Below are 23,369 nucleotides of genomic sequence, written 5' to 3' on the forward strand. Positions count from 1 at the left end.
TCATCAATATGTGTGCACGGCGCGGCACTGACAAGAGGTGCGGCACGAGATCTCTTCGGAGGCGTAACCATGGGCGCCAAGACGGCAGTTGCGCCGCCGGGCCAGAGCCCCGGCATACGGTCCGCCGCGGTCAAGGAGCCGAAAAGGCCAGGCAGGCGGCGTGACGACCGCAAGGCGGCCTGGCTGTTCCTGGCCCCGGCGCTGCTCGGCTTCCTGGTCTTCTACGCGTATCCGACGATCCGCGGCGTCCACTACTCGCTCACCGACTACAACATGCTCGCCCCGCCGAACTTCGTCGGCGCGGAGAACTACACGCAGCTGATCGGCGACGAGCAGTTCTGGAACGCCCTGAAGGTCACCGCCTACTACGTGGTCCTCAACATCGGCTCACAGACCCTGCTCGCCCTGCTCCTGGCCACCCTGATGCACCGGCTGACCCGGTCGGTGGCGCTGCGGGCGATGCTGCTCGTGCCGTGGCTGGTGCCCAATGTCACCGTGGGTCTCATCTGGCTGTGGCTGCTCGACACCAACCTGGGCTTCTTCAACCACATCCTCGAAGTCCTGGGCGTGGGGACCACCGGCTTCTTCAACTCGCCCGGTCTGGCCATGCCGACCATGGCGGCGATCAACACCTGGGCGTACACGGGCTACACGGCCCTGCTCCTGTACGCCGGAATGCTGCAGGTCCCCGAGCACCTCTACGAGAGCGCATCCCTCGACGGGGCCGGGGAATGGCGGATGTTCAGCCGGATCACCCTGCCGCTGCTTCGGCCCGTGCTCGCCCTCGTCCTGGTGGTCTCGCTGATCGGCTCGTTCCAGATCTTCGACACCATCGCGGTCACCACCCGGGGCGGGCCGATGGGCGCCACCCGGGTCATCTACTACTACATCTACGAACAGGCCTTCGCCCAGTTCCACATGGGCTACGCCTCGGCCGTCGCGGTGATCCTCGCGCTGCTGCTCGGCGTGCTCACCGCGGTGCAGATGCGCCTGCTGCGGGCCTCCCGCTCGGACCTGGCCTGAGGAGACGGACACCATGACCAGCACCCGTATCCGCAGGAAGCCCACGCCGGGCCGGATCGCCGCGTGGACCCTGCTCTTCCTCGCCCTCGTCGCGACCCTCTTCCCGTTCTACTGGATGATCCGCACCGCCCTCACGCCGGCGGCCGACCTGTACTCCGACTCCACGGGCCTCGTACCCGAGCACCCCACGATGATCAACTTTCTGCGGGTGCTCGGTCTGACCAGCCAGGAGGAGGCCGTCGCCGCCGGCGGATCCGGCGCCCAGGTGGACTTCCTGCGCTATCTGCTCAACTCGGTGGTCTACAGCGGTCTGATCGCCGGACTGCAGACGCTGTTCTGCGCGATGGCCGGGTACGCCTTCGCGCGGCTCAGGTTCCCGGGACGTGACGCGGTGTTCGGCGTGCTGATCGCCGCGCTCATGGTGCCGCCGATCTTCACGCTGCTGCCCAACTTCGTCCTGGTCAAGAACCTCGGCTGGCTGAACACCTTCACCGGCATGGTCGCGCCCACCCTCCTGATGACCCCGTTCGCCGTCTTCTTCCTGCGGCAGTTCTTCCTCTCCATCCCGCGCGAGGTGGAGGAGGCGGCCGTACTCGACGGGGTCGGACCCTGGGGCGTGTTCTGGCGGGTGGTGATGCCGATGAGCCGCGGCCCGCTGATCACCATCGGTCTGACGACCACGGTGTGGGCCTGGAAGGACTACCTCTGGCCGCTCCTGAGCGGCCGCGATGAGGAGACCCGGGTGCTCACGGTCGCGCTCGGCGTCTTCCTGCAGCAGTCGCCCAACACCCAGCCCGACTGGACCGGTCTCATGGCCGGCTCGGCGCTGTCGGTGCTGCCCGTGCTCCTGCTCCTGATCCTCGTGGGGCGCCGCCTGGTGGAGTCGCTCAACTTCACCGGGATCAAGTAACCGCTCTGCCGCAGTACCGCCCTCACCCACGCCCTCCCGTAACCCAATCCTTCAGAGAGGTTCGCCATCATGCGATCCACATACCGGCGCGCGGGCGCAGCCCTGCTGTGCCTGGCCGCCACCGCGGGTCTCGTTTCCTGCGGGGGTTCCGACAGCGCAGGAGGCAAGACCACGCTCGACTACTGGCTCTGGGACGACAAGCAGCTCCCCGCGTACAAGGAGTGCGCGGACGCCTTCGAGAAGGCCAACCCGGACATCGGCGTGAAGATCACGCAGACGGCCTGGAACCAGTACTGGCAGAACCTCACCACCCAGCTGGCCTCCGGCGACGCCCCGGACGTGTGGACGAACCAGAGCACGTACTACCCGCAGTTCGCGACCAACGGCCAACTCCTGGACGTGCAGCCGCTGGTCGACCGGGACAAGGTCGATCTGTCCGGCTACCAGTCCGGTCTTGCCGAGGTCTGGGTCAAGGACGGCAAGCGCTACGGGCTGCCGAAGGACTGGGACAGCATGGCGCTGGTCTACGACACCGCCCACCTGGAGAAGCAGGGCGTCTCCGCCGCGGACGTCGCCGACCTGACCTGGAACGCGGACGACGGCGGCACCTTGGAGCAGGTGATAGCCAAGGCCACGGTCGACAGCAAGGGACGCAACGGACTCGATCCCGGCTTCGACAAGAAGCACGTGAAGACGTACGGCTATCTGCCCGAGTGGAAGGACGGCTCGACCGGTCAGAACGGCTGGGGCCCGCTGGCCGCCGCGAACGGCTTCACGTATCTCGACAAGAACCCCTGGGGCACGCACTACAACTACGACGACCCCAAGCTCGCCGAGACCCTCGCCTGGTTCCGGCACATCATCGACAAGGGGTACGCGCCGGGCTTCGACAAGCAGTCGGAGGTGGCCAACGCCGAGCTGGTCACCGCCGGCAAGGGCGCGATCACCATCGTGGGTTCCTGGACCATCTCCACGTTCACCGACCCCAAGGCGAAGGACAGGTTCGCCTTCGCTCCGCTGCCCGCGGGCCCCGAGGGCCGCAAGAGCTCCCTCAACGGACTCTCCGACGCGATCTGGGCGGGCACCGAGCACAAGGAGGAGGCCTGGAAGTGGGTCAAGTTCCTCGCCTCGCCCGAGTGCCAGAACAAGGTCGGCGCCCGGGCCGTGGTCTTCCCCGCCCTCAAGTCCGGTACGGAGCAGGCCCTCGCGGCCCACAAGGCGGCCGGCCGTGACGTCAAGGCGTTCACCGACGTGGCCGCCGACAAGAACAGCACCTTCCTGCTGCCCGTCACCGAGCACGGCACCGAGATCAACCCGCTCGTGCAGGACGCCGTCCAGTCGGTGATCCTCGGGCAGGCGCAGCCCGGTCCGGCCATGAAGGGCGTCAACGACAAGGTCAACGGCCTCTTCAAGTAACGCACTTCACCAGCAGGGGCGGCAGGGCGTGCCTGCCGCCCGCTCCCTCCCGTACAGATGCAAGGAGATCCATGGCCCAGCTCCTGGACGTCGGCGCACACACCTTCGCCGTCGAACTCGAAGGCGACGGAGCCCCACGGCCCGTCGACGGCGGACTGCTGCTGCCGCCCGGACGCGTCGCCGTGCTGCACGGTCTCGGCGACGCACTCTTCTACCGGCACGGACACAACTCCTGGAGCCCGTGCGGATGGCGCCGGCTCTCCGAGGCGCCGCTGCGCATCGAAAGCGCCGAGCGCCGGCTGACCGCCGACGACACGGTCTGGGACGACCCCGCCCGCCACCACTCCTCCGCCCTCGCCGCGCTGGAGGGCCCCGACGGCCGGATCCTGCTGCTCGGCGCACTCGGCCTCGACGTACCGCGCCTGGCCGCCGACCAGGACACCCTCGTCGGCTGGTACGAGTCCGCGGGCGCGCCCTGGTTCCTCGCGTACGGCACCGAGGAGGAGGTCTTCGGGGCGTACGTGGCACAGCTCGCCGAGCGCCTGGGGCGCAGCACCAAGCGGGCCGGCAACGTGTGGTGCAGCTGGTACGCGTACTACGAGAACATCACCGAGGAACTGCTCACCAAGGACATCACCGCCCTGCGCGGACTGCCCTTCGACGTCGTGCAGGTGGACGACGGCTGGGAGCGGGCCGTGGGGGACTGGCACGCCAATGACAAATTCCCCTCCGGAATGCGGGCGTTGGTGGACCGCATCAACGACGCGGGGCTGCGTGCCGGCCTGTGGATCGCCCCGTTCATCGCGCTCCCCGACTCCGAAACCGCCCGCGAGCGGCCGGAGTTGCTGCTGCGCGGCGCGGACGGCGAACCGGTGGTCACCGGGCACAACTGGGGGACCGGCTACTACGCGCTCGACCTCACCCGGCCCGCCGCCCAGGACCACGTACGCGAGATGATCCGGCGGATCACCCAGGACTGGGGGTTCGGCTACCTCAAGGCCGACTTCATCGGCGCCGCCGCGGCCCCGGGCGTCCGCGCCTCGGGGGTCGGGCGCGAGGAGGCGTACCGGCTCGGTCTGGAGATCATCCGGGAGGCGGCCGGTCCCGACACCTATCTCCTCGGCAGCGGGGCGCCGTTGCTGCCTTCGCTCGGACTGCTCGACGGCATCCGCAGCGGACCCGATGTCGCACCCCAGTGGGAGCATTACGCGACCCAGGACCCCTCCGACGCACTGGCCCGCAACGCCGTGGTCAACACCCTGCACCGGCTGTGGCAGTCGCCGCTGCTCGAAGTCGACCCGGACGTCGTGTACTTCCGCAGCCGGCTCAATCTCCTCACGGAGCATCAGCAGAGCTGGCTGCGCGACCTCGCCGACATCTGCGGCTTCCGTGCGGTCTCGGACCCGCCGGGCTGGCTGCACCCCGATGAACTCCAGGCGCTCACCGAGTACTTGGCGGCCGCGCCGGAGATCCGCAGGCTCGGCCGGTACCGGTTCGCGCTGGACGGGCGCGAGGTCGACTTCACACCGGCCGTGGAGCCGGAGGCGCAGCAGCGCTATCCGATCTCCTGACACGATCGGCCCGGGGCCGGCTCCAGGGATTCTCCCGGGCGCCCCTCGGGAATTAGTAAACTGCCCAGCGATATCCAGCGGCGGGTACCGCGCGATCCCCACCAGGGAGTAGACCAGCATGGCGACCACGGGCACCGACCTGTCCCGGATGCGCGAGATGAACCAGCTGTCCATCGTGTGGGCGCTGCGCGGCAACCCGCCCTCGACCGTCACCGAACTCGCCGGCCGGACGGGCCTGTCCCGTCCCGCCGTCGACGTTCTGGTGCAGGCACTGGTCACCGACGGCTGGGCCGCGGTGGAGGAACCGGGCGCCAAGAGCGTGGTGGGGCGTCCGGCCCGCCGCTACCGCTTCCGCGCCGACGCCGGCCATGCGCTCGGCATCGACATCGGGGTGCACAAGGTCCTGGTGATGCTGAGCGATCTCGAGGGCAATCTGGTCAGGACCGTGCGCCGGCCCGCCGACCCGGACGCGGACCCCGCCGCCCGGCTCGCGACGGTCGACGAGACCATCGACGAGCTCCTGGCCGCGGCCGGCATGACCGAGTCCGACATCTGGGGCCTGACCGTCGGCGTGACCGGACCGGTCGACGCGAGCGGCCGTACCTCCCTGTTCACACCCCTGCCGGGCTGGGGCGAGGCCGACCCGGCCGGCCATCTCGCCGGCCGGTTCCGCTGCCCCATCCAGGTCGAGAACGACTGCAAACTCGCCGCGGTGGCCGAGCGCTGGAAGGGCGTGGCGCAGGACGCGGACGACATCGTGTACCTGCTCGCCGGCATCCGTACCGGGGCGGGCCTCATCCTCGACGGCACCCTGCGCCGCGGCCACGGCGGCGCGGCGGGCGAGATCGGTGCGCTCAAGGCGGTCCGCTGGCTCGATGCCCCCGGGCACCTGGCCGCCTGCCCGGGAGTGCCCGCGAGCGCCCGGCCGGGAGAGGCTGCCGCATGGGTGTTCCAGGCCGCCCGCGAGGGCAACCGCGAGGCGAAGACGGCCGTACGCCGGTATACGCGGGATCTCGCCGTCGGCGTCGCGGCGTTGGTGCTCGCCCTCGACCCCGAGATCGTGGTCCTCGGCGGCGGCTTCTCGCGGTCCGCGGACATCATCCTCGACCCCTTGCAACGCGAACTCACCAAGCACTGCCTGCGCCTTCCCGAGCTGCGCACCTCCACCCTCGGCGACGAGAGCGTGGCCCTGGGCGGACTGCGCCTGGCCCTCGACGACATCGACAACCGCATGCTCAGCGCGGAACTCGCGGCGCCCCGCGCACCGCGGGGATAGGTTCGGCGGGCACGCTGCGGGGATAGATTCGGCGGGCACGCCGCGGGTTGGATTCGGCGGGCACGCCGCGGCCCCTCGAAGAACCTCGCCTACGTGAGGAGCTCCATGCCCACCGCACTCACCGCCGATCAGTTCGCCGGGCGCCTCACGGAACTCGCCACGCCCGAGCGCCGGGCTCAGCTGCACCGGGCGCTGCAACCGGGCCGGGGCAGGGCCGAGGAGGACCTGCTCCTCGGGGTGCGTATGGGCAGTGTGTTCACGCTGGCCAAGGAGTTCATCGAGCTCGCGCCGCGGGAGATCGACCGGCTCCTCGACAGTCCCGTCCACGAGGTGCGTGTCGGCGCCGTGAGCATCATGGGCAAGCAGGCGCTGCACAAGAAGACCGGCCAGGACCGCCGCCGCGAACTGTACGAGCTCTATCTGCGGCGCACCGACGCCATCAACACCTGGGACCTGGTGGACGTCAGCGCCCACCAGGTGATCGGCGCCTACCTCCACGACTTCGACGAGCCCCGCACCGTACTCAGGGACCTCGCGGGGTCCCCGCGGTGGTGGGAGCGGCGCATCGCGATGTTCGCCACCTTGTACCTGCTGCGCAAGGGCGAGCTCGACGACACCTACGAGCTGGCCGAGTTGCTCGTGCACGACCCGCACGACCTCGTGCAGAAGGTCGTCGGCGGGATGCTCAGGGAGGCGGGCAAGCACGACCGCGACCGGCTGCTCGCCTTCCTCGACCGCCACGCGGCCACGGCCCCGCGCCCGTTGCTGCGGGACGCGGTCGAGCACCTCGAAAAGGAGCTGCGCGCCCACTACCTGGGCCTTGCCCGCTGACGCGCACGCGGGCGGCAACGTGCGCTTGCCCACTTCGGTTCCTCCTGGCAGGTAGCCGCCATGGCGGCTTCCCGCCTGCCTCAGGACATCGTTCTGCAACGTTCAACCACTGAGACTCTCCCCAGCACCCGGGAAACAACCCCCGCCCGGGGCTCGTCGCAGGAGAGGCAGTTCCATGAACAGAGCACCCTCGGGGCGCACGGCACGGCTGCTGACAGCCGGGCTCGCGCTCGTTCTGCTCCCGGCGGGACAGCAGGCAGTGGCCGCCGATGACCCGGCAGCCGTGCCCAGGACCCCCGTCAAGCAGGGCCATGCCGCGCACACCGTCACTCTGATCACCGGCGACAAGGTGACCGTCACCGACGTCGGCGGCAAGAAGGCGGTCTCGGTCGAGCGGGCCAAGGGCGCTCACGGCAAGGTCTTCACGACGACCGACCACGACGGAGACATCAGCGTCGTACCGGACGAGGCGCGTGCGTTCCTCGCCGCAGGCAAGCTCGACAAGCGGCTCTTCGACGTCAGCGAGCTGATACGGCAGGGGCTCGCCGATGCCGAGAGCGGCAAGAAGGCCGGCAGGACCGCGGGGTTGCCGCTCATCGTCACGTACGGCAAGGGCGCACGGGCCGCCACGCCCGAGGGCGCCGACCGCGTGCGCGCGCTGCCGAGCGTGAACGGTGCGGCCGTCGAGGCCGAGCGGAACGCCGAGCTGTGGGGCGCCCTCACCGACGACGGTGCGCGCACCAAGGCGTTCGGCGGCGGGATCGACAAGATCTGGCTGGACGGCAAGGTCGAGGCGACCATGGCCGAGTCCAACGCCCAGATCGGCAGCGCGAAGGCCTGGGAGGCCGGCCTCACCGGCAAGGGCGTCAAGGTCGCCGTGCTCGACACCGGCGCGGACCTCACCCACCCCGACCTCGCGGACCGGGTGACGCAGAGCAAGTCGTTCATCGAGGGCGAGGAGATCGCCGACCGCAACGGGCACGGCACGCACGTCGCCTCGACCGTCGGCGGCAGCGGAGCGGCGAGCGACGGCAAGGAGAAGGGCGTCGCGCCCGGCGCCGACATCGCTGTCGGCAAGGTGCTCTCCGACGCGGGCGAGGGCACCGACTCGCAGATCATCGCCGGTATGGAGTGGGCCGCGAAGGACATCGACGCGAAGATCATCTCGATGAGCCTCGGCAGCCGCGAGCCGAGCGACGGCACGGACCCGATGGCGCAGGCCGTCAACAACCTCACCGCCGAGACCGGTTCGCTGTTCGTGATCGCCGCGGGCAACTCGGGCTACAACGGCGCGATCGGCTCGCCCGGCGCCGCCGACGCCGCGCTCACCATCGGCGCCGTGGACAGCACCGACACCCGCGCGGGCTTCACCAGCATGGGCCCGCGCATGGGCGACAACGCCCTCAAGCCCGACCTCTCCGCGCCCGGCGTCGAGATCCTCGCGGCCCGCTCTTCCCTCAGCGAGGGCGAAGGCTCGTACATGAGCATCAGCGGTACGTCGATGGCGACCCCGCACGTCTCGGGCGTCGCGGCCCTGCTCGCCGAGCAGCACCCCGACTGGACGCCGCAGCAGCTCAAGGACGCGCTGATGTCGACGTCCAAGACGCTCACCGACTCCCCGTACGACCTCGGTGCGGGCCGTGTCTCGGTCCCCGACGCGGTCGAGGCGCAGGTCACGGCGACGGGCAGCGCGGACTTCGGCTTCTACGGCTGGCCGTACGAGGGCAACGAGCCGGTCACCAAGACCCTCACCTACACCAACCACACCGACCAGCCCGTCGAGTTGACGCTCGCCGCCGAGGGCGCGGACTACGTCACGCTCGCCGACAGCACGCTCACCGTCCCGGCGAACGGCACCGCCTCCACGACCGCCACCGCCGACGGCGCGAAGGCCCCGGTCGGGAACAACGGCGGCCAGATCACCGCCAAGGCGGGCGACAAGACGGTCGCGCACACCGCGTGGGGCCTGGTGAAGGAGGAGGAGCGCTACACCCTGACGGTCAACGTCAAGGACCGCGACGGCTCCCCGATCGCCGGTTCGTTCAGCCTGCTCAAGCTGGTCGCCGGTGAGAAGGGCTGGGGTTACGACGTCGGCGCGTCCGGCACCGTCAAGCTCCGCCTCCAGCCCGGGACTTACGCGCTCGACGGCTTCGCGGACGTCAAGGGCGGCAACGGCAAGGACTCGCTCGGCCTCGGCTACTTCAACGAGTCCGGGATCAAGCTCGACCAGGACCGCGAGATCACCCTCGACGGGCGCGAGCTGCGCGAGATCGATGCCGAGGTCGACCAGCGCACCGAGACCCGCCAGCTGATCATGCAGTACACCCGCGAGGCGAACGGCACGGGTCTCTCAGGCAGTGTGCAGGTCCCGCTGACGTACGACTCGGTCTTCGCGGCGCCTTCGAAGAAGCCCGCGACGGGCACGTACGAGTACCGGACCGTGTGGCGCCTGGGCAAGCCGATGCTCTCCGTCGAGGCGGGCGGCCGGCGCATCGGTGAGGCCACCGTGCAGGGCGGCGGGACGATTCTGGACGACGACCTCGAGCTGTCGGTGGTCGATGCGGGGGATGGCAGCGCTGCCGCTTACGCCGGAAAGAACGTGCGGGGCAAGGCGGTTATCGTCCGCGCGACGGGCAACCTCTCCGCCGTGGAGATCGGCCGGAACGCCCAGGACGCGGGCGCCAAGGCGCTGTTCGTGAGCGACGCGCAGGCGGGCCGGCTGATGGACTGGTTCGGCACCGAGGCGTACGAGGACCGGCCGCTGCATATCGCGACGGTCAACGCGGCGGACGCGGACAGGCTCTCGGACGCGGCCCGGCAGGGGCGCAAGCTGGAGCTGGAGGGTACGGAGTACACGCCGTACAAGTACGACCTGGCCGACGGCCACTCGGGAGCGATTCCGGACCGCGACCTGACCTTCGAGCCCGGGCGGCGTGAACTCGCCGTCCTGGACACGAAGTTCCACGCGGCGAAGCCGGTCGACGGCAGCGACCAGCGCGTCTCCATGAGCAGCGCGTACCCGATCGGCGTCGGCTTCCCCGAGCGGATCTCCTTCCCGCAGGAGCGCACCGACTACGTCTCCACGGGTGAGGGCCAGGCCTGGTACGAATCCATGACCGTCGGCCCCGGCAAGATCGAGTCGCGCAGTGGCGACATCGTCTACAAGGGCGGCACCCGTCAGGAGCTCAACTGGTTCAAGCCCGTTCTGCACCCGTGGCTCGGCACCGGGCTCGGCTGGGGTCAGCAGCGCTACGGCAACAACGTCCAGTTCAACGTGCCCGGCTGGGGCGACTCGGGCCCGGACCACACCGGGTTCGGCGATGTGTGGAGCGAGGAGTCCGGGGTCACGCAGCAGACCAAGGTCTACGTGGACGGCAAGCTGGTCGACGAGAGCGGTGACTCCAGCGGTTACGCCTGGTCCGAGAACGTCGAGTCCCGCGTCCAGGACTTCAAGGTGGTCACGGACACGACCGCCGACCCGGCCCAGTGGCACACGTCGACCCGCGGCCACTCCGAGTGGACGGTCAAGTCCGGCCCCACACCGGCGGACCGCTACACCTACCTCCCCATGCTGAACCTCGGCTTCGACGTGGACACCGACCTCGCGGGCGACGTCCGCGGCGGACGGATCGTCCCGGTCGGGATCTTCGCCGAGTACGTGAAGGGCGCGGCGGACACGGGCCGTATCGGCGCCGGCACCCTCGAGGTGTCGTACGACGACGGCGCGACCTGGAAGTCCGTGAAGCTCCTCGACGGCAAGGGCGCGTCGTGGAAGACGCTGCTCGCCGTCCCGCGCGACGCGGAGTTCGTCTCGCTGCGGGCGTCGGTCGAGGACGACCGGGGCGCGTCGGTGAAGCAGGAGATCATCCGCGCGTTCGGGGTGAAGTAGCCCTCAGCACACGCGGTCCGACGACCCGGCAAGGCGTTCTGCCTTGCCGGGCGGTCGTTTTGGGGCTGCCGCCTGGTGGACGCTCAGGCAGCCGGTCCGATGGGCGGTCGCAGAGGCCCCCTGCCCGAACCTCGGCCGGACATCAGTGCTCGCACAGGCAGAACGGGTGGCCGGCCGGGTCGGCGTAGACGCGCCAGTTGGCCTCGGGGTGGAGGTGGTCCGTGCGTTGCAGGACGGTGGCGCCGAGGGCCAGGGCGCGCTGTTCCTCGGCGTCCAGGTCGTCCACGTCGAAGTCGAGGTGCAGCTGTTGCGGGTGGTCCTGGCCCGGCCAGACGGGCGGCCGGTAGCCCTCCACCCGCTGGCAGGCCAGGGGAGTGCCCTCGAACCCGTGGACCTCGATCCAGTCGGTCTCCTTCGGGTCCGTGACGATGCGGCCGCCGAGCAGATCCGCGTAGAACCGCGCGAGTTCCAGCGGATCGGCGCAGTCCAGCGCGACCGCCTGCAGCTTTCGAATCACTTCCGGCACTCCTTGTTCCGTGCGACGTCCTGTGAGCCGTCCTGTGTGACGTCTCATGCGACGCGGGGGCACGCGAGTGCGTACCCGGCACCGCCACCGGGCATGCCCGCCCGGGCTACGTGAGATCCAGCCGGTCGAGTACCCGCCGCACGGAGTCCCGTACGACCGCGCGGGACTCGTCGGTACGGTCGATGCCCTCGAAGGAGTGATGACCGTTCGGCACGTCGATCACCTCCAGGCGGGCGTCGGCGGCGCGGGCCGCCGCGACGAACTCCGTGACCGTCGCCGCGATCGCCGAGGTCTCCAGGCCCGCGCGGACGAGCAGCAGAGGGAGCTGCCCCGCCCTCGCGACCACATCCGCCGGGCGGACCTGTCCCGGGCCCAGACCCCAGCTCGCGAGCGGGGCCATGATCGGGTAGTTCGCCGCGAGACAGCGCAGCCACGGCGGAGGGGCGCTCAGCCAGTCCGCCGTCATCGGACCGCTGCCGGAGAAGAACCACAGGGCGATACGGGACGCGTCGACCCGCGGGTCGGCCCTGACCTGTTCCACCGCGGCGGCCAGGTCCGCCGAGGCCACCGGGTAGTCGGCCACGTCGTGGAGCCGGTGGTCGAGCGTCACCCCGACCGCCCCCTGCGCGGCCGCGTACCGGGCGTATCCGACGAAGGTCGGCCACTCGCGGGGCGACGGCCGCATGCCCGCGGGGACAGGGCCCCCGTGGACGAACACCACCGCGGGCCGCGGACCCGTGGCGGCGGGCAGGAACAGGTCCACGTTGCCGTGGTGTTCGGGCGCGATCTCCGGTACGTCCAGGAGGAAGGGCCGCAGATACCCCGGTGTCTCGGCGGGTTCGTCGTCCGCCGACAGGCTCACCCCCTCACCGGCCGCTGCCGCGAGGAGGGCCTCCGCGAGCTCCGCCGGGCGGGACAGCATCGGCCAGTGCCCGGTGGGCAGTTCGAAGAAGGTGACCTCCGGTCGCGCCAGCGCCCGCAGCGCCGGATCGCCGAAGCCGACGAGCATCCGTACCGTCTCGATCGTCGCCCCGCTCTCCGCGCAGAGCACCCCCGTGGTCGGCAGGTCCGCGGCCGCCCCCGTAAGCCGCAACGGCTGCAGCAGCGTCCCCGTCGGATGCGGTGCGGCGAGTGCGGTGAGCCGGTCCAGATGTGCGTCGGAGAGTCCCGCCGTGCTGCCCCACCGCGCCCACTCCGCACGCCCAGGGACCGCCAACAGCTCCTCGTCCGCCAGGTGTTCGCGCAGTGCGGGGTCGGGGACCGTGGCCAGTCCCACCGAGCCGTCCTGCACCAGCGGCGCGTCCACGTACACGATCCGCGCCACCCGGTCCGCGCGGCGGTCCGCCGCACCCACCGCGGGGAGAACCCCGTAGTCGTGCCCGACGAGCACCACGTCCCGCGCGCTGCCGGTGCCGTCCCCGGCCCGCGCGCCCGTGTCCTCGGCGCCCCGTTCACCCCGCGCACCTGTGCCCCGCGAGCCGTCCGCGTCGATGGCCGCCACCACCTGTGCGATATGCGCCTCGAGATCCACTGCACCCTCAAGGCCCTCAAGGCCCTCGACGCCCTCGTGCGGACGCGGCACCTCCACCACATCCGCCTTCGCGCCGGCCGCCAGCAGCCGCTCGACCGTCTCCTGCCACACCTGGGCCCCCGTGAACAGCCCCGGAACCACAATGAATCGGGTCATCCCGCACCTCCGCACTCCGTCGCCCGCGGACCGGTCCGTCGCCGGTTCCGCGGTCGCGGGTACGTTAGGAACTCCCCTAAAGGGAGGTTCAAGTGCCGACGCCGTCCGACGGTTCGTGGAGTATCGGCGAGCTCGCCGAGCATGCGCGGACCACCGTGAAGACCGTCCGTTTCTACTCGGACCGCGGCCTGCTGCCGGAGCTCTCGCGCAGTGGCGGCGGCCACCGCAGGTACGGCCCCGAGGCCCTGGAGCGGCTCCGCCTGATCCGCTCCCTGCGCGGGCTCGGTGTCCCCCTGCCGGAGGTCCACCGCATCGTCGACGAACGGTCCGGCGCGCTGGAGGACGCGGTTGCCGGACAGCTGCGCACGCTCGGCTCCCAGCTGACCGCCCTGCGCTGGCAGGAGGCCGCACTCCGCCTCGTACAGGAATCCGATCCCGCGGAACGCGCCGACCGCCTGCAACTGATCGGAGCGCTCGGCACCCCGCCGAGCACCGCGCCGCTCGCACGGTTCTGGCGTGCGTGGCTGCCCGCGCGGATGCCGGCGAAGTCCACCGCGGACTTCCTGGAGGTGGCCGTGCCGCAGCCGCCGGACAGCCCGTCGTCCGGGCAGGTCCTGGCGTTCGCGCGGCTCAACGCCCTGGTGTCGCGCCCCTGTTCCGGCACCGCGCGGCCCCAGCCCGCCGCGCACGGGGCCGCGGGCGCGCGCGAGTCCGCGCTGCTCTACGCGGGTCTGGCCGAGGCGTACGAACTGGCGGGCCGGCAGATCCTGGAGGGCGCGGCCCCGCACTCCGGTGACGCGCTGGTCTGCTTCGTGGACACGTACGCGACCGTGGCCGGGCACCGTGACAGTCCGGGGTTCCGGCGCGGTCTGGCGCGTCAACTCGCGGACGACCCACGGTTCGACGGCTACTGGGAGCTCGTGGCGGAGGTGACGACCGGCCCCGGAGAACGGGCCGCCCCGACGCCGGGCGAGGCACACGACTGGCTGCTCGCGGCACTGGAGGCGGAGGTGCGGCAGGAGGCGGCCTGACAGGTCCGCTCGGGGGAGGTGGCGTACGAGGTGGGTGCCCCCCGCCTACGCGCCCCCGGTGTCACCCTCCGCACGGCCGCCTACGCGCCCCCGGTGTCACCCTCCGGCCCGGCCGCCCACGCGCCCCGGTGTCACCGTCCGGCCCATCCGCCTACGCCGCCCCCGCAAGGCCGTCCAACCGCGCCCGCTGCCCGGCGCTCAGCTCGATCCCCGACGCGGCGACGTTCTCCTCCAGATGCGCGAGCCGCGCCGTGCCCGGGATCGGCAGCATGACGGGGGAGTGCCCGAGCAGCCAGGCGAGGGCGATCTGCGTCGGCGTGGCGTCCAACTCGGCCGCCACAGCGGCCACTTCCGCATCCGCGCCCGACTTCCCCCACGCGACCGTACGCCAGGGCAGAAACGCGATGCCCTCCTGCTCGCATACGGCGAGCACCGGCTCGTGCTCACGGTCGAGCAGGTTGTAGCGGTTCTGGACACTGGCGATCTCGACGACCCCGCGCGCCTCGCGCAGCTCGTCGACCGTCACCTCGGACAGCCCGATCCGTCCGATCTTTCCCGCCTCCCGAAGCTCGCGCAGCACCCCGAACTGGTCGGCGAGCGGCGTCTTCGGATCGATCCGGTGCAGCTGAAGGAGCTCGACGCGCTCGACCCGCAGCCGCCGCAACGCGTTGTCGACCTGCCCGCGCAGCACCTCGGGCCGCCCGTCGAGCTCCCACTCGCCCGCCGGTCCGCGCCGCTCCAGACCGATCTTGGTGGTGACCAGGAGCTCCCGCGGATACGGATACAGCGCCTCGGCGAGCAACTCCTCATTGCTGCCGCCGCCGTACATGTATGCGGTGTCGATCAGCGTGACACCCAGCTCGACGGCCCGCCGGGCCACCGCGAGGGAGTTCTCGCGGTCCGGCCCCGGCTCGGTGGGCAGATGCATGGCCCCGAATCCGAGCCGTCGTACTTCGAGATCCCCGGAGATACGGAACACCTCGGATGTCATGTGCCGACCCCTCCCAGAGTGAAGGCGACACGGTAGCAAGCGAGTTGAACGCGCAGGTGGCAGCATTTGCTGCAGGACCTCCCAAGGCGCCCCGGAAGACCGTAAGTTGACGTCAGACGCTTGGAGCAGAGGGAGAGCCGACCGTGGTGTACGAAGAGTCCGAGAAGTCCGGGTCCGAGGGCGGAAGCCGGATCGACATATCACGACCGCACTCGGCGCGGATCTGGAACTACCTGCTCGGCGGCAAGGACAACTACGCGATCGATCGGGTGGCAGGCGACAAGGTCGTCGAGGTGTACCCCGGCATGCGGGACGTCACCCGCCAGTCCCGTCAGATGCTCACCCGCGTCGTCTCCTACCTCGCGGGCGAGGCGGGGATCCGGCAGTTCCTGGACATCGGCACCGGACTGCCGACCGCCAACAACACCCATGAGGTCGCCCAGTCCACAGCCCCCGACTCGCGCATCGTCTACGTGGACAACGACCCGCTGGTCCTCGTCCACGCCCAGGCGCTCCTGACGAGCACGCCCGAGGGCAAGTGCGACTACCTCGAGGCGGACGTCCGCGACCCCGAGACGATCCTGCGCGAGGCCGCCCGCACCCTGGACTTCTCACAGCCCGTCGCCCTGATGCTGATGGGCATCATGGGCCTGGTCACGGACGAGCAGAAGCCGAAGGCCGTCGTGGACCATCTGCTCTCCGCCCTGCCGTCCGGCAGCTATCTCGCGCTGTACGACGGCTCCGACGCCGACCCCGCGTATGTCGAGGCCATCGCCCGCCACAACGCGAACAGCGGCGCCGTCCCGTACACCCCGCGCAGCATCGAGCAGATCGCCCATTACTTCGACGGCCTCGAACTCCTCGAGCCCGGTGTGGTCTCGGTCGAACGCTGGCGCCCGCAGCCCAACCCATGGGGCGAGCCGGTCAAGGTCTCGTGCGCGGGCGGGCTGGCCCGCAAGCCCTGACCCGTGCGTCCAGGGGGCCGGGGTTCAGCCGATGTACGCGTCCGTGAACTCCGGTCCTTCGAGCGCCTGCCGGCAGCCCTCGTGATCGTCCGGGGGGCCGCCCTTCGTGAGGACCAGGGCGTAACCCTGTCCCGTGCGGCAGCCCTTGTCGCTCCACTCGCCGGCCATGACCGTCCAGACGGCGCCGGCGGCGACGATGATGATGATCAGGAACAACCGCGCCTTCATGGCCCCCCCTTTGTGCGCAAGCCCGCCCCATGGCCCGTGTGCGCAGCCCGCTCCCATGGCCCGTGTGCGTAAGCCGCTCCCATGGCCCGTGTGCGTAAGCCGCTCCCATGGCCCGTGTGCGTAAGCCGCTCCCATGGCCCGTGTGCGTCAGCCCGCCCCATGGTGGCGGGCGCCCCGCGCCGTCGCCAGACCCGGTGGCGCGCGGGCTTCAGCCGCTCTTGGGCGCCTGCGCGGAGTCCGTGCCCTGATGGCCGCGGCGGGCGTCGCGGTCGAAGATGCCCAGGATCTCGCAGGGGCCGCCGGCGCTGCCGATCGCGTGCGGCAGCATCGTCGGGAACTCGGCGGCCTGGTTGGTCTCGATCCGCAGCCGGCGACCGGCCAGGAGCAGGACCGCCGTGCCGGAGAGCACCACGAGCCACTCGCGGCCGGGGTGCGCCCGCATCCGCGCGGTGTTCTCCGGGGGCGGCTCTGTCATCCGCTGACGTACCACCGTCATGCCGGGCTCGGCCCTGATCGGCCAGCGCATCAGGCCGTGCGAGGCGTCGATCATGGGGCTGATGATCACGTCGTCCGAGGCGTTCTCGACCAGCTGGTCCAGTGAGGTGTCCAGGGCGCGCGCCAGGGTGACCAGCTGGTCAAGGGCGAGGCGGCGCTGACCGTTCTCGATCCGGCTCAGGGTCGACTGGCTGACCTTCGCGCGGGCGGCCAGTTCCTCGAGGGACCAGCCCTGGGCCACGCGCAGGGCGCGGATGCGTTTGCGGACGAGGCCGTCCAGATCATCAGTGTCTTGCGTCATGGGCAAGATTGTATGTCTGAGGGGCAAGGTGCGCTTAGCGTTGCTCACGTATCCCCGACTCCCCGTCCGCCCGCGGCGGCTTTCGCGCGCCCTTTTCCGGAGGACCCATGTCTCCAGCCGTGACCCCACCCCCGACCCTCGAATCCGCGACCGACGCCCGTCGGCGGCGCTCCATCCTGATCGCCGTCTGCATCGCGCTGATGGCCGTCATCGCCTCGGTCTCCGGCCTGAACGTGGCCCAGCCCGACCTGGCCGTCGAATTCGGCGCCTCGCAGTCCGCGATCCTGTGGATGATCAACCTCTACACGCTGACCCTGGCGGCGCTGCTGCTGCCGCTCGGCGCGCTCGGCGACCGGCTGGGGCGCAAGCGCATGCTGATCGCGGGTCTTGTGCTCTTCGGTCTCGCGAGCGTCGCCGGCGGGCTCGCGCCCTCCACGGAGGTCATGCTCGGTGCGCGTCTGCTCAGCGGGGTGGGCGCCGCGATGATCATGCCGATCACGCTCGCCGTCATCACCTCCACCTTCCCGGAGGAGGAACGCGGCCGCGCCATCGGCGTCTGGACTGGTGTCGCCGGAGGCGGCGGCATCCTGGGCATGTTCCTGTCGGCCGCCCTGGTCGACGTCGCGAACTGGCGCTGGCTGTTCGTGCTGCCCGTCGTCCTGGTCGTGGTGGCGCTGGCGATGACGCTGCGGTCCGTCCCCGACTCCCGTGAGAACTCCCGTCATGCGTACGACAGCACCGGAGCCCTGGCCTCCATCGTCGCCGTCGTCGGCCTCATCTACTTCCTCCAGGAGGGGCCCGAGCGGGGCTGGAGCGAGCCGCTGACGCTGGTCAGCCTCGCCGTCGGAGCGCTCGCCGCCGTGTTCTTCGTGCTCTGGGAGCTGCGCCGCCGCGAGGGTGCGCTGCTCGACGTACGACTGTTCCGTGCGCGTGGACTGGCCGGCGGCTCGCTCACGCTGCTCGCGGTCTTCGGTGTGCAGGCCGGGATCTTCGTCGTCCTCTTCCCGTTCCTCCAGGTCGTGCTCGGCTGGTCCGGACTGCTGTCCACCGCGGCCCTGATGCCCATGGCCGTACTGATGATGATGACGTCCGGGCTCGCCCCCAAGCTCGCCGGCCGCATCGGCCCCAAGGCCACCATGGCCACCGGAATCGCCTTGTCCGGAGCGGGACTCGGCCTCATGGCCGCGCTCGTCTCCGTCGACGGCGGCTATCCGTCGCTGCTGCCCGGCATGCTCGTGATGGGCGTCGGCATGGGTCTGTCGATGACGCCGTCCACCGAGGCCATCACCTCCTCCCTGCCCCGGGAACGCCAGGGCGTGGCCTCCGCGCTCAACGACGTCACCCGCGAGTTCGGCACCGCCCTCGGCATCGCCCTGCTCGGCGCGCTCCTCTCCGCCGGCTACCGCGACGCGATCGGGGAACGGCTCGACGGCTTCCCGTCCGAGGCCGCGGGACCGGCCCGCGAGGGCGTCGCCAACGCCCTCGACGCCGCCCACGCGGCCGGCCCCCAGGCCCGGGAACTGATCCGCACGGCCCGCGAGTCCTTCGTCGACGGCTGGCAACAGGCCATGTGGGCGGGCGTGTTCGTGATGGCCGCCCTGTTCGTGTACGTGGCGCTGCGGGGGCCCGAGCGCGGGGCGGGCGGGGTCGAGGAACCTGAGGCGACGGAGCCCCTCGCCGTGTGACCCCGCCCCACAGGGTGGGCCGGTCAACCACCGGCCCACCCTTGCGTGTTCGCGTACGGCTCCGCGTCCGGACGACAGCGCCGACGCCCGCAGGCGGCTCGGCCCCGCGGGCGGGTTGTCAGACCTGCCTGCCATGATCCCGGCATGTTGTACGAGACCTTGGTGGGCGAGGCCCGTGGGCGAGATGCGCTCGATGATGTGCGGCCGGACGCGCTGGAGCGCATACCCGCCGACGCACCCTGGGCAGCCGCGCTCAGGGGACGTGTCGAGGCCGGGCGGACGAGCGAACTCGCCGGTCTCGTACGGCACCTCGCCGCCCTCTCGTCCCCGCGCCCCACACAGAAGTGGCGGCGTACCTGCCTCGATCTCGTGGCTGCCGCGAAAGCGGACGAGCTCGTCGCGGCCACGCTCCGGGACCTCGCCGAGGGCGAGTCCCTGTGCACCCGGGACCACGGTGCGCACACGGCCTGGATCGGCGGCGACTACCACTATCACTACGTCGTGCACAGCAGCGACACCGACCTCGCCCGAGGCGCCGTCTGGGCGGCGGCCCTGACCAGCGGGCCGGACGCGGTACGTCACCTCGGCGTGCTCGCCCTCCGGGTGAGTGGCGCCGAGCGCGGCGTCATCGAGGACCTCAAACTCTCCGGCGCCGCCATCAACGCCCTCGCCGACACCGGCGCCCCCGCCTCCCTCGAAGAGCTCTGGCGGCTGCAGGCGAAGATCAAGCACCGCGCCCTGCGCAAGCAGCTCGACACCGCCCTGACGACCGCCGCCGGAAAGCAGGGCATCACCCCGCAGCAGCTCGTCGAGCGCAGCGTGCCCCGCCATGGTCTCGGCCAGGACAGCGCGCTGGAGAGCGAGTTGGGCGAGCACCGCATACGGATCGCGATCGAGGACGCCACGACCGTACGCCTCACCTTCACCCGCCCCGACGGCACCACCGCCCGCACCGCACCCCCGGCCGTGAAGGACGGATTCCCCGAGGAGCTCAAGGCGCTGAAGGCGTACGCCAAGGAGCTCCGCGGCACCCTGGCGAGCGAACGCGCCCGCGTGGAGGGCCTGTTGTCCACCGACCGCGTGTGGCCGTACGAGGAGTGGTGCCGCCACTACCGCGAGCACCCGGTCACCGGCGTGCTGGTGCGCGGTCTGATCTGGGAGTTCCGCGACGGGACCGGTGAGTGGCGGGCCGCCGCGCCGGGCACCGTGCCGGAAGGCGGCACCGCCGCACACGTAAGGCTCTGGCACCCGATCAGGGCCGAGGCGGACGAAGTCCGGGCGTGGCGCGAGCGGTTGATGGCCGACCGCCTGCGCCAGCCCTTCAAGCAGGCCTTCCGTGAGATCTATCTGCTCACCCCGGCCGAGGAGCGGACCCGCCTCTACTCCAACCGCTTCGCCGCGCACATCGTCCACTACCAACAGCTGTACGCCCTGTTCAAGGTGCGCGGCTGGCAGTCCAACTACCTCAGCGGCCATGACGGCGGCTACGAGGGCATCGCGCGGGCCGAGTTCGGCGACGGCGCGTGGCGGGCGCTGTTCCACCATGAGCCCGCGGTGGACGACTTCCGCTACTCACCGGAGCACGCCGCCACCGACCAGGTCCGCTTCGAGCGCCGCAGCGGCCGGCAGTGGCGCGAGGCGCCGCTCGACGAGGTGCCGGCACCGGTGTTCAGCGAGGCCATGCGCGATGTCGACCTCTTCGTCGGCGTGACCTCGATCGCCGCCGACCCCCAGTGGACCGACCGCGGCGAGGCCCGGTACACCGACTACTGGCGGACCGCGACCTTCGGCGCCCTCACGGCCACCGCCGAGATCCGCCGCGAGGCCCTGGAGCGGATCGTGCCCCGGCTGAGGAAGCTCGCCGACCGCTGCACCTTCGAGGGCCGCTTCCTGGTCGTGCGCGGCGACTTGGCCACGTACAAGATCCATCTGGGCTCGGCCAACATCCTCATGGAGCCCGATGACGCCTACCTCTGCATCGTCCCGGCGGCGCGCCCGCCGAGGACGAGCGGTCCGGTGTTCCTGCCCTTCGAGGACGAGCGGCTCTCGCTGATCCTCAGCAAGGCGCTGATGCTGGCCGCCGACACGAAGATCACTGACGGGACGATCCTCCGGCAGATCGAGCGGGGTGCCCGATGAGCCCCGAGGCGGAACGACTGCTCCGGGCACTGACCGACCCGGCCCACGCTGTCGACGGGACAGCCCCCGCCGAATTGGCCGGGGTCAGTGCCGAGGACCTCGGTACTCTGCATGTCGCCGCACGTCGTCTCCGGGCCGAGGGCCACCGGTCGCAAGCCGTGGCGCGGGTGTGGTCAGCCGTGATGGGCGCCGTGGTGGAGCGAGAGGTGCGGTACACGCCGGATGCCTGCCGGGGGATGTTCGAGGCGCTCTTCGAGGCGTACCGACAGGACGCCCCGGTCCATCCACGAGAGGTGCTCACGGCGGTTGAGCAGTGCACGGGACCGGTTCCGGAGCTGCCTGAACTGATCGATTCCCTCGTGCGGTTGGTCTGCGAGAAGCAGCGGCTCCATCAGCCGTACGTGCTCCTCGTGCTCGCCCGGCAGGCGGGTGAGGAGACCGTGCAGGCGGTCGTGGCGCGGCTGGCGCAGGACTTCGGCCCGATCGTCGCCGAGGAGATGGCGGTCCTGGCGGGTATCGGGCGCACCGCGTACGGCCTGCTGCTCCGCCTGGACAGGGATCATCGGTACGGGGAGACCGACGAGGGGTTGTGGCACAGCCTCGCCGAGAGTTCCGCTTACGTGGCCTTCGCGCGGCGGGCGTGGGAAGCGGCCCTTGCGCGGGCCGAGGCGATACGGACGGGGAAGATCCCGTACCGGGCGGACAAGGCGTTCACCGACCGCGAGATCGGCACGCTGGGGCAGGCGCTGCGGGTTGCGCTGGTGCGGGACGAGGCCTGGCTGCCCGAGGTGTGCGGGCGTGTGCTGCCCGCCATCGCGCTGGCCCCGGGTGCCGCCAAGACTCTCCCCTCGCAGGCGCTCCTCTACGAAGTCGTCCGCGCCGTACAGGACTTCCCCACCCCGGAACTGGTCGCCGCCCTGCGCACCGTACGCCGCACCGTGCGGCACGCCGGCGTGCCCAAGCAGCTCGACAAGATGCTGAAGAAGGCCGACATCGCGCTGGCCGAGCGGACCGAGGTGGCCCTGCGCCTGCCGCGGCTCGACTTCGACGAGGACGGAGTCGTGCGCAGGTCCGCCGGTGCGTACGAGGGCGTGGTCACCGTGACCGACACCGCCGTGCTGACCTGGGAGAAGGACGGACGCACGGTCAAGAGCGTCCCGGCCGCCGTACGGCGCGACCACGGCGACCTCGTCAAGGAACTGCGCGATCTCGTCAAGCGCGTCAACGCCCAACTCACCACCCTGCTCAGGGCTTTGGAGGGCGGCTTCGTCCTCTACGACGCGACCCACGCGTACGCCTTTTGGCGCTCCGAGCTGGCCGGGCATCCGCTCGCCCGGACGCTCGTACGCCGGCTGATCTGGGAGATCGAACTCGGGCCCGGCCGCTGGCAGGCCGTACTGCCCGAGACCGACGAGGACCTCCCCGAGGCACCCGACGACGCTCGCGTGCGGCTGTGGCATCCGCAGCGCGCGCAACCCGAGACCGTACGGACCTGGCGCGAACTGCTCACGGAACGGCAGCTGCGCCAGCCCTTCAAGCAGGCCTTCCGCGAGATCTACCTGCTCACCCCCGCCGAGGAGCGGACCCGCCTCTACTCCAACCGTTTCGCGGCCCATGTCGTCCACTACCGCAAGATGTTCGCCCTGTTCCGGGCGCGGGGCTGGAAGAGCAGACTCCTCGGCGGCTGGGACGCCGGTGAGGAGGACTGGGCCGAGCGGCTCATGGACTCGGGCCGGTGGCGGGTCACGTTCCGCCACCTGTGGACGGAATCGGAAGGCGTGCACGAACTCGCCTCCACCGACCAAGTCCGCTTCCAGTACCGGGAGTCAGGGACCTGGCGCGAGGCGCCGCTCGCCGATGTGCCGCCGCTGGTGTTCAGCGAGGCCATGCGCGATGTGGACCTGTTCGTCGGCGTCTGCTCCATCGCCGCCGATCCCGACTGGACCGACGGCGGGCCCGAACGCGCCTACTGGGAGCGGGCCGGATTCGCCGAGCTGACCGAGAGCGCCGAGGCACGCAAGGAGGTGCTCGCGCGGCTGCTGCCCCGGCTGAAGATCGCGGAACGCTGCACGCTCGACGGCCGCTTCCTCGTCGTACGCGGTGACTTGACCACGTACCGGATCCATCTCGGCTCGGCGAACATCCTGATGGAGCCGGACGGCGCCTACCTGTGCATCGTGCCGGACCGCCGCCAGGCCACCAAGGGCGGCCAGGTGTTCCTGCCGTTCGAGGACGAGCGGCTCGGGCTCATCCTCAGCAAGGCCCTGCTGCTCGCCGCCGATACGGAGATCGGCGACCAGAGCATCCTGCGGCAGATCAAGCGCGGAGCCTGACTTCGGGCCCGTCTTGTGGATCATGCCGGGCTCGCGGGGCCCGATCCACAAGGCGGGCCCCGGGCTCAGGAG

17 protein-coding genes are annotated in these 23,369 nt (G+C 70.9%); 12 read left to right on the forward strand and 5 right to left on the reverse strand.

The genetic code is table 11. The features are described 5' to 3' along the window. The first annotated feature begins 69 nt into the window (after positions 1-69). The 7 genes from ABT367_RS20795 to ABT367_RS20825 all read left to right on the forward strand — a co-directional run bounded on the left by ABT367_RS20795 (position 70) and on the right by ABT367_RS20825 (position 10,916). Entirely contained in the window at positions 70-1,023 is a 954-nt protein-coding gene (locus ABT367_RS20795; RefSeq protein ID WP_352254554.1) for a carbohydrate ABC transporter permease, read from the forward strand. Between the two features lie 13 nt (positions 1,024-1,036). After that, on the forward strand, positions 1,037-1,933 hold the full coding sequence (locus ABT367_RS20800; RefSeq protein WP_352254555.1) for a carbohydrate ABC transporter permease: 897 nt from the start codon (positions 1,037-1,039) through the stop codon (positions 1,931-1,933). Positions 1,934-2,002: 69 nt separating this feature from the next. After that, complete coding sequence (locus ABT367_RS20805; protein WP_352254556.1) at positions 2,003-3,349, forward strand: ABC transporter substrate-binding protein; 1,347 nt, start codon at positions 2,003-2,005, stop codon at positions 3,347-3,349. 71 nt (positions 3,350-3,420) lie between these two features. After that, entirely contained in the window at positions 3,421-4,920 is a 1,500-nt protein-coding gene (locus ABT367_RS20810; protein WP_352254557.1) for a glycoside hydrolase family 36 protein, read from the forward strand. 118 nt (positions 4,921-5,038) lie between these two features. Further along, positions 5,039-6,196, forward strand: coding sequence for an ROK family transcriptional regulator (locus tag ABT367_RS20815; protein WP_352254558.1), 1,158 nt, complete (start codon positions 5,039-5,041; stop codon positions 6,194-6,196). A gap of 105 nt (positions 6,197-6,301) precedes the next feature. Continuing rightward, the gene (locus ABT367_RS20820) at positions 6,302-7,027 is read left to right on the forward strand and encodes a DNA alkylation repair protein (RefSeq protein ID WP_352254559.1); all 726 of its coding nucleotides are present in this window, start codon (positions 6,302-6,304) and stop codon (positions 7,025-7,027) included. A 175-nt stretch (positions 7,028-7,202) separates the two neighbouring features. Then, positions 7,203-10,916: a S8 family serine peptidase gene (locus ABT367_RS20825; protein WP_352254560.1), complete on the forward strand. Its 3,714-nt coding sequence runs from the start codon at positions 7,203-7,205 to the stop codon at positions 10,914-10,916. Positions 10,917-11,058: 142 nt separating this feature from the next. On the opposite strand, the gene ABT367_RS20830 is transcribed toward ABT367_RS20825, so the two are convergent. Together ABT367_RS20830 and ABT367_RS20835 are read right to left on the reverse strand one after the other, a co-directional pair. Then, the gene (locus ABT367_RS20830) at positions 11,059-11,433 is read right to left on the reverse strand and encodes a VOC family protein (protein ID WP_352254561.1); all 375 of its coding nucleotides are present in this window, start codon (positions 11,431-11,433) and stop codon (positions 11,059-11,061) included. A 115-nt stretch (positions 11,434-11,548) separates the two neighbouring features. Further along, positions 11,549-13,129: an alpha/beta hydrolase gene (locus tag ABT367_RS20835; RefSeq protein ID WP_352254562.1), complete on the reverse strand. Its 1,581-nt coding sequence runs from the start codon at positions 13,127-13,129 to the stop codon at positions 11,549-11,551. A gap of 92 nt (positions 13,130-13,221) precedes the next feature. On the opposite strand from ABT367_RS20835, the gene ABT367_RS20840 reads away from it, so the two are divergent. Next, positions 13,222-14,160 (forward strand): MerR family transcriptional regulator, encoded by a 939-nt coding sequence (locus ABT367_RS20840; RefSeq protein ID WP_352254563.1) that lies wholly within the window; start codon positions 13,222-13,224, stop codon positions 14,158-14,160. 151 nt (positions 14,161-14,311) lie between these two features. On the opposite strand, the gene ABT367_RS20845 is transcribed toward ABT367_RS20840, so the two are convergent. Then, complete coding sequence (locus ABT367_RS20845; protein WP_352254564.1) at positions 14,312-15,151, reverse strand: aldo/keto reductase; 840 nt, start codon at positions 15,149-15,151, stop codon at positions 14,312-14,314. Positions 15,152-15,297: 146 nt separating this feature from the next. Here ABT367_RS20845 and ABT367_RS20850 point away from each other — a divergent pair, with 146 nt between their 5' ends. Continuing rightward, entirely contained in the window at positions 15,298-16,116 is an 819-nt protein-coding gene (locus ABT367_RS20850; protein ID WP_352254580.1) for an SAM-dependent methyltransferase, read from the forward strand. Between the two features lie 24 nt (positions 16,117-16,140). Here the strand turns inward: ABT367_RS20850 and ABT367_RS20855 are convergent, their stop codons facing one another. Next, positions 16,141-16,344: a hypothetical protein gene (locus ABT367_RS20855; protein WP_352254565.1), complete on the reverse strand. Its 204-nt coding sequence runs from the start codon at positions 16,342-16,344 to the stop codon at positions 16,141-16,143. 208 nt (positions 16,345-16,552) lie between these two features. Further along, positions 16,553-17,140, reverse strand: a complete 588-nt coding sequence (locus ABT367_RS20860) for an XRE family transcriptional regulator (RefSeq protein ID WP_352254566.1) — start codon at positions 17,138-17,140, stop codon at positions 16,553-16,555. 107 nt (positions 17,141-17,247) lie between these two features. Between ABT367_RS20860 and ABT367_RS20865 the strand changes: the two genes are divergently transcribed. The 3 genes from ABT367_RS20865 to ABT367_RS20875 all read left to right on the forward strand — a co-directional run bounded on the left by ABT367_RS20865 (position 17,248) and on the right by ABT367_RS20875 (position 23,297). Further along, entirely contained in the window at positions 17,248-18,825 is a 1,578-nt protein-coding gene (locus tag ABT367_RS20865; RefSeq protein ID WP_352254567.1) for an MFS transporter, read from the forward strand. 144 nt (positions 18,826-18,969) lie between these two features. Next, positions 18,970-20,964: a DUF4132 domain-containing protein gene (locus ABT367_RS20870; RefSeq protein WP_352254568.1), complete on the forward strand. Its 1,995-nt coding sequence runs from the start codon at positions 18,970-18,972 to the stop codon at positions 20,962-20,964. Beyond that, positions 20,961-23,297 carry a DUF4132 domain-containing protein gene (locus tag ABT367_RS20875; protein ID WP_352254569.1) on the forward strand — a complete coding sequence of 779 codons (2,337 nt, stop codon included), beginning with the start codon at positions 20,961-20,963 and terminating at the stop codon, positions 23,295-23,297. The genes ABT367_RS20870 and ABT367_RS20875 overlap by 4 nt, the downstream gene beginning before the upstream one ends. Positions 23,298-23,369 lie beyond the last annotated feature (72 nt).

The sequence above is a fragment of the Streptomyces mesophilus genome (assembly GCF_040300965.1).
Classification (GTDB): domain Bacteria; phylum Actinomycetota; class Actinomycetes; order Streptomycetales; family Streptomycetaceae; genus Streptomyces; species Streptomyces mesophilus_A.